Origin of the sequence: Vibrio cionasavignyae (assembly GCF_050337155.1) — a bacterium.
In the GTDB taxonomy this organism is placed as follows: domain Bacteria; phylum Pseudomonadota; class Gammaproteobacteria; order Enterobacterales; family Vibrionaceae; genus Vibrio; species Vibrio nomapromontoriensis.
On sequence record NZ_JAKJSR010000009.1, the window covers coordinates 355,123 to 367,965 of the forward strand.

The window sequence follows — 12,843 nt, forward strand, 5'->3', positions numbered from 1 at the left end:
ACAGAATAACGTGGTCTTATTGTAATGAATCTCACGAGCAGTTTCAGGCTTTTATTCGCGGTTGGCTATCTTATAACATGGGATATATTCTGAGCCGGGTAGTTTCATACGTTGCTGCTGAACAAAATCGCCAAGTAATTTGTCCATTTTTGTCATGAGTGCTTTATCGCCATCAATCAAGAATGGACCGTGCTTTTCTATTTCTAGAATACCTTCCGCCTTAACATTACCAGCAACAATCCCAGAAAATGCCTGCCTAAGCGCCGCTGCGAGGTTTTCTGGTCGTTGGTTAAGGTGTAAGTCTAATCCCGCCATATTCTCATGTGTTGGGTCAAACGGGAGTTGGAATTCAGGCTCAATATGTAACGACCAATTGTAACTGTACGCATCGCCATTTTTCTTCCGGTGCTCACGGACATCAGGCATGGCATTTTTCATGACTCTGGCCGCTTTAGCAGGATCGTCAATAATAATCTGGTAGTGCTTTTGCGCTTCTTCACCCAGCGTGTCTCGCACAAACTCATCAATAGAGCGGAAATAGGCTTCACTTTCTTTTGGTCCAGTAAGCACAATAGGTAGAGGCTGCTCTGCATTATCTGGGTGCATCATAATGCCCAGAATATAAAGCAGCTCTTCTGCTGTTCCTGGGCCTCCTGGGAAAATGATGATGCCGTGTGCCATGCGCACGAAGGCTTCTAAACGCTTTTCTATATCTGGCATGATCACCAGTTCGTTAACGATAGGATTCGGTGGCTCAGCGGCGATGATGGAAGGTTCGGTTAATCCTAGGTAGCGCTTTTCGGTATAGCGTTGTTTCGCATGGCCAATGGCTGCGCCTTTCATTGGTCCTTCCATCGCACCGGGTCCACATCCAGTACAAATATTAAGCTCTCGCAGACCTAATTCATTGCCGACTTCTCTGGTGTATTGATATTCGGTTGGGTTTATTGAGTGACCACCCCAACAAACAATGAGGTTGGGTTCAATTCCCGGAGTGAGTGCTCGGGCGTTGCGTAAAATACCAAAGACCAAGTTAGTAATGTGTGCAGAGTTGGTGAGATTAAGGCGCTGGCTATCGGCAAGGTGCATATTGACGTAGACAATGTCACGTAACACCGCAAATAGATGTTCTTGAATCCCTTTAATTATCTGCCCATCAACAAATGCGTGCTCAGGAGGGTTAGACAGTTCAAGTTTGATGCCTCGCTCACGTCGCATGACATTGACATCAAAGGAGAGGTGTTTATCTAGTAGTTCTTTCGAGTTGTCAGTGTGGCTACCAGAATTAAGCACCGCAAGCGTACAATTTCGATAGAGCTGATAGAGGTCACTAGCGGCGGTTTTTTTAAGGCGCTCAACTTCAAGTTGAGAAAGAAGGTCCATGCTGCCAGCAGGACTGATATGCGTGATCATAGGCATTTCCTTTGTCTAGAACCAAAAGCGATTGCCAACCGAGGCGAAGAGACAGTACATGAAAATGTGCGGTACTGAACGTAGGGGAGGGCAATGCATTAGCCATAATTAGTATTGTTATAAACCACAACTCGTTAATACTTAACGACATAGGTTAGTTATTAGACTAGCAAATATAAGGTAACTTTCTATCACTATTTATTAATGACAGTGGATTACGCTTTCCATGCAAACTGGTTTGGACCCAGTTTTTTGGTTTGTATCAAGATCTGGTTTAAGCGCTCCAGCGCTTCGTTAGGGGTGTCATTTTGATTGAATTCAGTGCTGGCAGCCGACAAGGTGATGGTGATGAGTTGATCTCGGAATTTAAATGGTAAGTTGCTGATTTTGGATTGAATTTCTTGTACAACTTTTTGGCAGTGAGCATCGTTTTGTTCCGGCATAATGAGGATGAACTCCTCTCCTGAAAAACGAGCAACCGTATCGGTATCGGCGACCGTATTCGCGATGGTTCGGGCTATGATTTTTAGCGCTTTATCGCCAGCACTGTAACCAAAGTTATGGTTAATACTTTTGAACTTATCAATATCAAGGATGACCAATCGCAGTGAGTGTTGGTTTTTTAGCCATCGTCGATACTCTAACTCGAGCTTATCTAACAACGCCGTCCGGTTGTATACTTTGGTTAACGGATCGGTAAGCAATCGCTTCGATTGATCTTCTAGTCGACGTCGATAATCTTGCGTCACGTCAAATAGGTTTTCTAGCTGATTATTGTTGTACTGCATTCGGTCAAGTAGGGCTTGTTCTCTCATCTCTGCATGTTGCAGACGTTCAGTGAGAGAAGCCAGTTGAGCAAGTACTGGCTCCATTGTGCGTTTGACTGTTTCGAGATCCTGACTTTGGCTAATGTTCGATTGGCTAGTCGTGACTAGTGAGCCAAGTTCTTGGTGAATTTGTTGTCTTTGTTCAAAGTAAACTTGGTTTTGGTCTAAGTTTTGAGTGCCATTTTTTAGTGAGTTAGACAAGGATACGTTGACTTGCTCTAAAAATTGCTCAGAGGTTTTTCTTTCATAATTCGTGGCGTCAATAACCAGACGTAGCACGTTTAAAGTCAGCTCAAGAAGTGCGTCACCAGAGATCTCCATTAACAGTTTGGCACGGATTTCGAGTAGCTGTTCACCTGATTCACCTTCAAAATCGAGTTCAGTTATGAGGTTTTGTAGCTCTTCATTCAAGCCTAAAAGGAGATGATGGTTGTTTGGCTTTGCGTCTGGCTCTTTAAGGGTGAGTGCGCTATTAGAGGTGATAATTTTTATTGCTCTGTCATAGATATTGAGGAGCTTGATAGCATTATCGGTTTTTTTGAAGCTGTGATTATCACTGTAGGTGAGTACGGCACGCAAATCACGTTTGATTTGTGCAGGTAAGCCAGAAACGCGTTGAAGCGTTTCGCCACTGCGACGAAGCTGTTCGTCTAACGAGGTATCTTGTTTATCGACGGCTGCTGACTTTTGCGCGATTAGGCGTTCTAGAATCGCAAAACGAGGGATCAGGCTACTGATGTCGGCATTATGTTCGAGTTCGTGACGAAGTTCGATCAGTTTTTCATCAATACGAGGATGAGAGCCGATATGGGCACGGCTGAGTGTTGAGATAAAGCGCTTAAGTACAGTCTGTTCTCGTCGACTTTTAAGCGATGCATCTCTTTGAGCAAGACGTAGTTGTTCCAACTGTACTTTTAACAGATGGAGTTGCTCTAAAGTATCACTTTCAGATGGGCCCATAAATTCTATAAAAACTAATCAGTTGTATTGTTATTGATGCATCAAATGATAATAACAAAAAACATCACAACGTCACCTAGTCTTCGGTTCAAGTGCTGTTTTTTTACCCTTCAGTGAGCGTTTTTTTGAAGCCGTCCTCATTCTGGGAAGATGAATGTACTTTTATTAACCCTTGCTTAATCGCAGTCTTACACGCTTTCCTTATGTCATCAGTTGCAAGGCTAGCTGCTGGCGCGTTATCAATAGCTTTGAGATACACCCAATGACTCTTACTTTCTTGCATGCTGATGTCTCTGGCCATATGCGTTGAAACCAGCAAAATATCCAACAGTTCTTTGTCATTGATAGCGGTGTAAGCTCGCGGTAGGAACGGGTAGTTCGCCATCCCAACGCGGACGATACGATTGATTTTTCGGTTGGGTTCGAACTCGCTAACCCAACTTTGTATTTCATCGAACAGGCTCTCGGCAGTACGCGGTTTGATACTGGGTTCGATGTACAGCAAGTTTGCATCTGAAAAGTGATAGATACGCGCAGGATGGTCAATTTTACTTCGAACAAATTCGCCAAAAGCGCGCTCTAGCTCCAATCCCGCTTTATAACCATTTTGTAGGTACATGTTGCGCAGGAACGGTATATCAATCATCACAAACCGTAAGCGATCACTTAGTGGCTCATTAATCAGCTCACCGACTTGCCATTGTTCAAAGTTACGCTGAGTACGTTGCAATGAGCTTGGTAAGTTAGCATTAAGCAAACGTAGGTTCGGCAGTCCGGAGCGAGCATGGGTAAATAGGGTGTCATTGAGTTCTAATAATTCGACTTTCATTCGTCGATTAACGAAAAACATTCGTACACCGACGAGAAATATGACAGCAACAGTACAAAAAAGTCCAAACGCGACTTTTTGAAACTTCTGCTGTGCAATCAGAGCGTCTTTTAATTCAAGCTTTTGAGTTTCGTAGTGAAGCCCTTGCTCTACAAACTGCTTTTGTTGACGAAACGCATCTTCACTAATTTGATTTAATTGGTCTTGCTGATATATACGTAGTGAATTGGCGTGCTTAATGTTTTCCAGCGCGAGTTGATAATTGCCTTTTTGTTCATGACCAAGGGCAAGTAGTTGATAGGACTGTTGCTCAATAGACGTTTGTTTCAGTGTTTGACTCAGCATTAACGCTTCATTAGCGTGCTTTAAGACTTTGTCACTTTCTTTTTGATGGTAGGCTAGGCCGGCGTAGAGCAGAGCGGCGCGTGCTTTAAGCGCAGGGTAGTCTGACAGGGACAATAAGCTTTGTGCTCGAGTTAAATACTGTTCTGCCAATGGGTAGTTATAGAGCTGCAAATAGGTTGATGCGAGGCTAATGCGAATATCGATGACTTTCTCGATATTCCGGTCAAAACTTCGGTGATCGACAACATTAAAGTAGTGCACTAATGCAAGGTTGTACTTTCCTTGCAAGAAGTAGATGTCGCCCATGAGCTTTAATACATCGACGAGAACGGGTGAGTCGGGGTAGCTGTCATAAAAGTCTGCGGCTTGAGATAGGTGTTCCAGCGCTTTGTCGAGGACTTGTCTTTGCATAAATAGCTGCGCGAGCAACTGGTTAATGTTCGCCAGTTGATCCCCAGAATTTAACTCTATTGCTGCCCAGTATGCGAGCAATAGTTCAGATAGCGCTTCATTGTAACGGCGATAGCGTAAAAAGTGTGTTCCATAAGCGGTGTGGTAATCAATCGATAGCTTCGACACGGAATCACTAGGAATATATACGCCAGCTTTTTGATACATGTGATTGGCGAGTTCAAATTCATTTTCTGCCGAGGCAATTTCACCTTGCAGCTTTTTAATTCGGTAACTGGTGCGGTTGGCGATACTTTGGCCCTTGCGGATGCCTTCAAGCTCACTTTCTATGCTTTTCAACGAGTCTAGAGCCTTGGCTCCCTCGCCATCTTTTAGCCATGTTAATCGGGTTTTTAGAATCCGAATGTCCAACTCCAGAAACAGTAAACGGTACTGTTTCGTCATCGCCTCTGCTTCATCTAAGCGTTTTAGCGCACTTTTAATATGACCTAAATTGAATTGCGCTTGCGCTAAAATAGTGAGGGCATTGACCGAACTCAGCGGGGTACGAACACGTTGGTCAGTATCGTCTCTAGATAAATTTGACGGGCGATCATCCGTCTGTTCAATGAATTTTCGGCTGTTAAGGTAGTCACTGGCAATATCACTGGCTTTTTGTGGTTCAATCTCGACCAGTTTATCTGCTTCAACAAGTAGTGGTGAAGTAAAGTTAACAGCGTGAAGTGGCATGGAATACACCCCCGCAAAAAGCGAAGCGAATAATCCTAATACAGGCCAGAATTTAGAATTCATGAGTGCATCCATTCCTAATGATAATTTATTGTCGAGCCATACGAGCATTATGCTCAGGTGATGATTGACTGCTAGAGCGGTAAGGGTTGATGTCTAATCCGCCACGTCGTGTGTAGCGAGCGTAAACGGTGAGTGTGCTCGGACGGCAATAGGACATAATATCGGTATAGATGCGTTCCACGCATTGCTCGTGGAATTCATTGTGTTCACGAAACGAGACTAAATAGCGCAGTAGTGCTTCACGATCAATTTTAGGACCATGATATTGAATTTCTACGCTGCCCCAATCTGGTTGATTGGTGATGAGGCAGTTAGACTTGAGTAGATGGCTATGCAGCGCTTCTTCTACTATCACGTCGCTTGTTGCGTGTTGCAGTAGGTTAGCATCGAACTCATAGCTATTAATTTCAATATCTTGTTCATCAATGCAATCCCCAGCCATACCGACAATAACCGACTGCTCATAGTCTTTCACTGGAATCAGTTTAAGGGTGACTTCTTCTCCTGCACAGTTCGACAGATCGCTTTGAATTGAACGTTGAACGTCATCCCAGCTAGCAAAGCGAGTTTGGTTATAACTATTGAGATAGAGTTTAAAAGACTTGGACTCAATGAGGTTAGTACTGGTGGCAGGAATGTAGGCCTCACCAATGGCGACTTGTGGTAACCCTTTGTTATTTAACCATGAAATTTCGTAAAGCGTCCAAATATCACAGCCTTTAAATGGCAATTCATTGCCCAGCTCAAGATCATCACGATTGAGACTTCTTGGCACCGGTTGCAATAAAGACGGGTCGTATTGATTAGCATAATCGGTTTTTTGGCCAAGAGTGAGGCCAGAAAGCTCTTTAGCGTTGGAATATTTGCTCATAATTGTGTGATATTTCGATTAGAATAATGCGAATTTTACGAGATCCCGGAATAGCTGTCATCTTTTGTGAGCGGAAATCCGTGTTCAGTACGATGATAAGTGGAGACGATATGAATCAAAGTGTACAACAGGCGTTAGAAGCTTTTGCTAAGCGTTATGAAGAATCATGGCAGAAAAAGCACCAAACGCTCCCAGCGAATGAAGAGTTATATGATCTGATTTCTCCATGTATTGAAAGTAAAGATGACCAACAGGTATTTTGGCGTGCGAGCTTACGTGAAACACCGGAGCAGCTAGAGAGTATTGAGCGTGGTATAGAGTTATTGATTCATGATGACGTCAAAGCGTTCTACGGTCATCAGTACAGCGCGGACATGGACGCCACTTGGCAAGGTAATACCTTAACGCTGTTGCAAGTGTGGAGTGATGAAGATTATGTTCGCTTACAAGAAAATATATTGGGGCACTTAGTGACTCAAAAGCGGTTAAAACTAAAACCGACGGTTTTTATTGCCGCAACCGATGCCGATATGGATGTTATTTCGATATGTAACATTAGCGGACAAGTCATATTAGAGCGCTTGGGCACTGATCGTCGTGATGTCATTGCTGATGACTTAGCTTCATTTCTTAATGGGTTGGAGCCTAATGTCTAATAAAAATCCATATTCAAAGGAGCTTAGCGCTTAATATGTACGTTGTAGAGCTTCAATTTGAGTGTTTTGACAACACTACGATCACCGCGGTAGAAAAAGGCATTAATGGCTTAATGGACGCGCTTCGCTTTAATGGCCAAGTACTTGGACGAGAGTTTCCTATCGTTATGGGGGATGGCGAGTTTTATGTTCGTGTTGTCTGCCCTGAACAAGACAGCTTACATCCTAAAAACCATTCAGATTTTGTTAAAGTTTGCTTTAAGCGATTGTCGGATGCGTTTTTGCTGGCACCCAAAATGCGCTTACTTGGGCAAGATTTAAACTCGGAAGAGTCAGCGGAGGTCACGCCTCCGAGCTGGCAAGTACTGTATACCACGTATGTACATACGTGTTCTCCATTAAGAAGCGGTGACACCTTATTACCCATTCCTCTTTACCGTAACCCACCAACGCTAAACGGTGATCATAAATCTGTGATTAAGTGGCAGACGGAATGGCAAGCGTGTGACGAAGTGCAAATGGGCGGAGGCTGCAGAGCTGAGCATGCCACACTTAGAGAGTTGAGCGATGTTAGCAGTGATCTATTTAGACGCGGCTGGGATCTTCGTGGCCGTATTGAGTTCATGACTCATATCCCGACGTACTATTACCTTTATAAAGTTGGAGGTCAGAGTCTCGCGGAAGAGAAGGCGCGTAAGTGTCCTAAGTGTGAGGGTGAATGGTTGCTTGATGAGCCACTGCACGACATTTTCCATTTTAAGTGTGATGATTGCCGACTCGTCTCTAATATTTCTTGGGATCACCTAAAGTAGGGCGCAGACTGGCCAGTATTTTCGACTGATAATAAAAAAGGTTGAAGCGTTTAGCTTCAACCTTTTTTAATGTTTATGAGCTATGAATACCCAAATCATTGAGGGATTCTCTATGAACTAGAAAATCTACTCCAGCTTATTCCCAGCCTTTAACTACGCCACCTTGGAAGATGTCAGACGCTGCGTTGTAAACCTCTTCTGTTTGGTAAGCTTTAACAAAGTTTTGAACATTTTCAGCGTTCACATTGTCTTCACGAGCCACAATCAGGTTCACATAAGGTGATTCACTGTTTTCAACAAACACACCGTCTTTTTCTGGTGTTAGGTTGATAGAGCTTGCGTAAGTGGTGTTAATGATTGATAGCGCTACATCGTCAAGAGAGCGTGGAAGTTGCGCCGCGTCCAGTTCAACAATCGTAATGTTTTTTGGGTTTTCTACAATGTCACGCACAGTGGCTGCAAGATCAGCCCCTTCACGTAATGTAATAAGACCTTGCTGCTCTAGCAGTAGTAATGAACGACCAAGGTTAGTTGGATCGTTTGGTACGGCAATACGTGCGCCTTCCGCTATCTCGTCAACAGAAGTGACTTGCTTAGAGTAGCCTGCGATAGGGTAAACAAACGAGTTGCCTGCAATAGTAAGTTTGTAGCCACGGTCAGTAACTTGTTGATCAAGATATGGCTTATGCTGAAATGCGTTAAGATCAATTGAGCCATCATCCAGTGCAGCATTTGGCGTTACATAATCAGTGAACGTAACAAGCTCAACATCTAAGTTGTATTTTTCTTTCGCGACTTTCGCTGCGACTTCTGCAACTTGAGCTTCTGCGCCAGCCATTACGCCAACTTTGATGCTGTTAGTATCCGCTTCTTTTTCACCACAACCTGATAGCACAAGTGCTGATGCTGCCGCTGCGATAGCAAGCAAACCTTTAACATTGAATTTCATGACTTTCTCCTTGTTATAAACTTTTTAACTGCTTTATCTGTGATCGACGCGACGAACAATGTGATCGCCAATCGATTGAATAATTTGAACTAATACAATAAGCATGACCACAGTAACGGCCATGATCACGACATCGTATCGATGGAACCCATAGCGAATAGCGACATCACCTAAGCCACCGCCGCCCACGGTTCCTGCCATGGCAGAGTAGCTGACTAACGTGACTAGCGTGATCGTGACTGAATTCACAATGGTTGGTAATGCTTCTGGAAGCAACACTTTCGAAATAATTTGATATGGCGTCGCGCCCATCGACTGGGCTGCTTCAACCAAGCCGCTTGGGACTTCTAGTAACGCGCCCTCAATAAGGCGAGCCACAAATGGAATGGCACCAATCGTTAGTGGTACGATCGCTGCGGTAGTACCAATGAACGTGCCGATTAGCAGCTTGGTGAGCGGGATAATCGCGACCATAAGGACGAGGAAAGGCACAGAACGACCCATGTTAACAATCGCGCCCAGGATATTATTGAGGCGAGTATTTTCAAGTAATCCCCCTTTTTTAGTAGTGTGTAAAATAACACCAAGAGGAATACCTACAGCAAAACCAACGACACCAGCAACCGCCACCATGTAGAGGGTTTCCCATGTTGCGCCTAGTAGCAGTTCACCATTAAGGGACAGCCAATCTGAAACAGAATTAAAGGACATAACCGAGTACCTCTACTTTTACGTTGTGGTTGCGCAAGTATTCTATTGCCGCATTGTCATCAAGTTCGGTGCCAAAGAGCTCAGCAACCATCATGCCGAATTTTACGCCACCGGCGTAATCGAGATCAGAGCTAAGAATGCTGATATCGATATTGTATTTGCGAGCGATTTGCGAAATAAGTGGAGCATCGACCGTTGCACCAGTGAATTCAAGGCGAACCAATGGATAGCTGCCTTCGACTCGGCTGGTTTGCAATCGACGTTGGTAATCTTCAGGAATGGACAAGTCCAATGTAGAGCGAATGAACTGGTGCGCAAGTTCAGTTTTTGGGTGAGCAAAGATGTCACCAACCGACCCTTTTTCTACCAATCGACCATCACCGATAATCGCCACTTGATGACAAATACTTTTTACCACGTCCATTTCATGAGTGATCAATAAAATGGTGATTTTAAGTTTACGATTAATGGTTTTAAGTAGCTCTAAAATAGATTGGGTGGTTGCAGGATCTAACGCGCTGGTCGCTTCGTCACACAATAATACTTTAGGGTCGGAGGCAAGTGCGCGAGCGATAGCAACACGTTGCTTTTGTCCACCACTTAAATTGGCTGGGTACGTATCACGTTTATCGCCAAGGCCAACCAGTACCAATAACTCAGATACTTTCGCTTCGATTGCCGCTTGGCTTTTACCAGCCAGTTCAAGAGGCAGTGCAACATTTCCAAAAACAGTGCGAGATGAGAGCAAGTTGAAATGCTGGAAGATCATGCCAATATTACGGCGAGCTTGGCTGAGCTCTGATTTAGAGAGCAGAGTAAGATCAACGCCATCAACAATCACTGCGCCAGACGTCGGTGCTTCAAGCATATTGACGCAGCGAATAAGGGTACTTTTCCCTGCGCCAGATGCGCCGATCACGCCAAAGATTGTGCCTTCTGGAATATGAAGGTCTATATCAGCAAGTGCATTGATGGCTTTAGTGCCTTGATAAAACACTTTGTTTACCTGATTAATTTCGATCATCTAATCAACCTGAACTCTATGAGTAGCATAAAAGTTTGAACTACATCCCAATTACTAGAAGATGCTATGGGTTTTGCTTATTTGTGTCAATGGATATTTTTACGTCTAGACGTCTAAACGTCATTTTCATAGTGATGAAGCGATCAAAGCATGTAATAATTCAGTCTATTAACACCTATATATAAGAAGAGAGTGACCTGTGGCTAAACCCGCCGTATTTTTGGATCGTGATGGCGTGATAAACGTTGATCATGGTTATGTCAGTGATGAGCATGATTTTGAGTACATCGATGGTGTATTTGAAGCGGCCAAAAAATTAAAACAGCTTGGCTATATGCTGGTGGTGGTGACCAACCAGTCCGGCGTCGCTCGTGGTATGTTTTCAGAAGACCGCTTCATGTCATTGACACAATGGATGGACTGGAATTTTAGCGACAATGGTGTGGAGTTAGATGGGATTTACTACTGTCCTCATCATCCCGAGCATGGTATTGGCGAATATAAGCAAGACTGTGAATGTCGTAAGCCAAAACCAGGCATGTTTATTTCAGCACGCGATTTTCTTGATATTGATATGGCGAACTCTGTCATGGTGGGTGATAAAGCTGAAGATTTGATGGCAGCCGAAGCGGCTGGAGTGACAACTAAAATTTTGGTCAGAACTGGCAAGCCAGTGACTGAGCGTGGTGAAAGTATTGCTTCAGTGGTGTTAGATAGTATTCGTGATGTTCCGGCTTATCTTGCCAAATAAACTGCTCGTACGACTAGGCTGCATGAATCATAGCCTTTAAGTGGATGCGACAAGAACGGAAAACGGGCTACGGAACTGAATGACTGACTAAGGTTATGATGGCGGTAAAGCTATGATGGCGATAAAGCAAAGGAGTGCAGATAAATATGAACGTCTATAAATGGCAGTATTTGCTGATAGGCAGCCTACTTAGTGTTGTTGCTGGTTGTAGTCAATATGCAGCGGAGGCCGAGCAAAGTGCAAATTCACTGTATCAGAACGACGCAAGCAGTGAGCTTTCTTCGACTTTGTATCAATGTGAATCGGTTGAATTTGTGGTCACGGCTTTAGATGATGAGCAAGTGCTAGTGCTTATTGATGGCACAGAAAATCACTTACATCGTGTGCCTTCTGCATCTGGTGTGAAATATACACTAGATGGCCAATTAGAAAGTGATGCTGAAGTGGCGCTGTTTACCAAAGGTCAGCAAGCAATGCTTACGATATCAGGTCAAACGTATAACGGCTGTATGGCGAAATAACGTCAAAGATTGAAGGTAATATGAGCAAGAAACTCACTATTTTGGACATTGCTAAACTCTCTGGTGTTGGGAAATCGACGGTTTCTAGGGTGCTCACCAAGGATCCTAAAGTGAAGCCTGATACGAGGCTGAAAGTCGAGGCGATTATTGCCGAGCATGGTTATGTACCGTCTAAATCTGCCCAGTCAATGCGAAGCGGTGGCAACCCCAAGGTTATTGGCGTCATTATTTCTCGTTTGGACTCCCCGTCAGAAAACAAAGCGGTGAGTGGCATGCTCAACGTGCTGTATGCGGCGGGCTACGATGTCGTGATCATGGAAAGTCAGTTCGATCCACAAAAAACCAATGAGCACCTGACCGTGTTACGTAAGCGTAATGTCGATGGTGTCATTGTTTTTGGATTCACTTCTCTGGATGTAGAAGAGGTGAGCCGTTGGCAATCGAAAGCGGTCGTGATCGCGATGGACACTGATAAAGTATCGTCGATTAATTATGACAACCAAGGGCTCATTCGATCTGTACTCAGTAAGTTGGCGACAGATGGTTTAACGAATTTGGCTTTTATTGGCGTCGATCCTACAGATAAAACCACAGGGTTAGCACGTTTAACGGCTTATCAGGAGTGGTGTGAAGAGCAGGGTATTGCGCTTTGCTACCAGACCGGGGCGCTTCACCATGACAGTGCTTACCATTTAGTAGATAAAGTTATTAGTACTCAGTTGCAAGCGCTGGTTTGTGCCAGTGACACGTTAGCACTTGGCGCGGTGAAACGCTTGCAGGAACTAGGGCGTGAAGATGTTGTGGTAACTGGTATTGGTGGCAATGAGCTTCTCTCATTTCTTTTCCCCAAAGTTTATAGTATTGACCCGGGTTACCAACAAGCTGGCAGTAAAGCGGCTCACTTGTTGATCAGTCAGCTAGAACAGGGAGAATCAATTCAGCACCTCACTCAAGAAGCTGTTTGACGTCAG

General features: G+C 44.2%; 12 protein-coding genes. 5 read left to right on the forward strand and 7 right to left on the reverse strand.

From position 1 onward, the window contains the following. Positions 1-51 precede the first annotated feature (51 nt). The 4 genes from ppnN to queF form a co-directional block, all read right to left on the reverse strand. Complete coding sequence (ppnN, locus tag L4D74_RS02170; protein ID WP_428750494.1) at positions 52-1,413, reverse strand: nucleotide 5'-monophosphate nucleosidase PpnN; 1,362 nt, start codon at positions 1,411-1,413, stop codon at positions 52-54. Positions 1,414-1,628: 215 nt separating this feature from the next. Beyond that, the gene (locus L4D74_RS02175) at positions 1,629-3,200 is read right to left on the reverse strand and encodes a GGDEF domain-containing protein (protein ID WP_428750495.1); all 1,572 of its coding nucleotides are present in this window, start codon (positions 3,198-3,200) and stop codon (positions 1,629-1,631) included. Between the two features lie 103 nt (positions 3,201-3,303). Beyond that, positions 3,304-5,577: a tetratricopeptide repeat protein gene (locus L4D74_RS02180; protein ID WP_428750496.1), complete on the reverse strand. Its 2,274-nt coding sequence runs from the start codon at positions 5,575-5,577 to the stop codon at positions 3,304-3,306. A gap of 25 nt (positions 5,578-5,602) precedes the next feature. Beyond that, positions 5,603-6,448 (reverse strand): NADPH-dependent 7-cyano-7-deazaguanine reductase QueF, encoded by an 846-nt coding sequence (queF, locus tag L4D74_RS02185; protein WP_428750497.1) that lies wholly within the window; start codon positions 6,446-6,448, stop codon positions 5,603-5,605. 110 nt (positions 6,449-6,558) lie between these two features. Between queF and syd the strand changes: the two genes are divergently transcribed. Together syd and L4D74_RS02195 are read left to right on the forward strand one after the other, a co-directional pair. Beyond that, positions 6,559-7,104, forward strand: a complete 546-nt coding sequence (gene syd, locus L4D74_RS02190) for a SecY-interacting protein (RefSeq protein ID WP_428750498.1) — start codon at positions 6,559-6,561, stop codon at positions 7,102-7,104. 35 nt (positions 7,105-7,139) lie between these two features. Further along, positions 7,140-7,916, forward strand: a complete 777-nt coding sequence (locus tag L4D74_RS02195) for a Zn-ribbon-containing protein (protein ID WP_428750499.1) — start codon at positions 7,140-7,142, stop codon at positions 7,914-7,916. Between the two features lie 136 nt (positions 7,917-8,052). Here L4D74_RS02195 and L4D74_RS02200 read toward each other — a convergent pair whose 3' ends face one another. From L4D74_RS02200 to metN, 3 genes are read right to left on the reverse strand one after another with little or no spacing between them, the layout of a single operon-like run. Further along, positions 8,053-8,865 carry a MetQ/NlpA family lipoprotein gene (locus tag L4D74_RS02200; protein ID WP_265673785.1) on the reverse strand — a complete coding sequence of 271 codons (813 nt, stop codon included), beginning with the start codon at positions 8,863-8,865 and terminating at the stop codon, positions 8,053-8,055. Between the two features lie 33 nt (positions 8,866-8,898). Further along, positions 8,899-9,576: a methionine ABC transporter permease gene (locus tag L4D74_RS02205; RefSeq protein WP_265673786.1), complete on the reverse strand. Its 678-nt coding sequence runs from the start codon at positions 9,574-9,576 to the stop codon at positions 8,899-8,901. Further along, positions 9,566-10,600 carry a methionine ABC transporter ATP-binding protein MetN gene (gene metN / locus L4D74_RS02210; protein ID WP_428750500.1) on the reverse strand — a complete coding sequence of 345 codons (1,035 nt, stop codon included), beginning with the start codon at positions 10,598-10,600 and terminating at the stop codon, positions 9,566-9,568. Before metN ends, L4D74_RS02205 begins: the two co-directional genes overlap by 11 nt. A 199-nt stretch (positions 10,601-10,799) precedes the next feature. Here metN and gmhB point away from each other — a divergent pair, with 199 nt between their 5' ends. The 3 genes from gmhB to treR all read left to right on the forward strand — a co-directional run bounded on the left by gmhB (position 10,800) and on the right by treR (position 12,837). Further along, positions 10,800-11,351 (forward strand): D-glycero-beta-D-manno-heptose 1,7-bisphosphate 7-phosphatase, encoded by a 552-nt coding sequence (gene gmhB, locus L4D74_RS02215; protein WP_265673788.1) that lies wholly within the window; start codon positions 10,800-10,802, stop codon positions 11,349-11,351. Positions 11,352-11,497: 146 nt separating this feature from the next. After that, positions 11,498-11,872 (forward strand): MliC family protein, encoded by a 375-nt coding sequence (locus L4D74_RS02220; RefSeq protein WP_428750501.1) that lies wholly within the window; start codon positions 11,498-11,500, stop codon positions 11,870-11,872. A gap of 20 nt (positions 11,873-11,892) precedes the next feature. After that, positions 11,893-12,837 carry a trehalose operon repressor TreR gene (treR, locus tag L4D74_RS02225; protein WP_428750502.1) on the forward strand — a complete coding sequence of 315 codons (945 nt, stop codon included), beginning with the start codon at positions 11,893-11,895 and terminating at the stop codon, positions 12,835-12,837. Positions 12,838-12,843 lie beyond the last annotated feature (6 nt).

Bases quoted from the DNA above. Each gene is read 5' to 3' on its own strand.
- ppnN (WP_428750494.1), bottom strand. From the start codon at position 1,413: ATGATCACGCATATCAGTCCTGCTGGCAGCATGGACCTTCTTTCTCAA.
- L4D74_RS02175 (WP_428750495.1), bottom strand. From the start codon at position 3,200: ATGGGCCCATCTGAAAGTGATACTTTAGAGCAACTCCATCTGTTAAAA.
- L4D74_RS02180 (WP_428750496.1), bottom strand. From the start codon at position 5,577: ATGAATTCTAAATTCTGGCCTGTATTAGGATTATTCGCTTCGCTTTTT.
- queF (WP_428750497.1), bottom strand. From the start codon at position 6,448: ATGAGCAAATATTCCAACGCTAAAGAGCTTTCTGGCCTCACTCTTGGC.
- syd (WP_428750498.1), top strand. From the start codon at position 6,559: ATGAATCAAAGTGTACAACAGGCGTTAGAAGCTTTTGCTAAGCGTTAT.
- L4D74_RS02195 (WP_428750499.1), top strand. From the start codon at position 7,140: ATGTACGTTGTAGAGCTTCAATTTGAGTGTTTTGACAACACTACGATC.
- L4D74_RS02200 (WP_265673785.1), bottom strand. From the start codon at position 8,865: ATGAAATTCAATGTTAAAGGTTTGCTTGCTATCGCAGCGGCAGCATCA.
- L4D74_RS02205 (WP_265673786.1), bottom strand. From the start codon at position 9,576: ATGTCCTTTAATTCTGTTTCAGATTGGCTGTCCCTTAATGGTGAACTG.
- metN (WP_428750500.1), bottom strand. From the start codon at position 10,600: ATGATCGAAATTAATCAGGTAAACAAAGTGTTTTATCAAGGCACTAAA.
- L4D74_RS02220 (WP_428750501.1), top strand. From the start codon at position 11,498: ATGAACGTCTATAAATGGCAGTATTTGCTGATAGGCAGCCTACTTAGT.
- treR (WP_428750502.1), top strand. From the start codon at position 11,893: ATGAGCAAGAAACTCACTATTTTGGACATTGCTAAACTCTCTGGTGTT.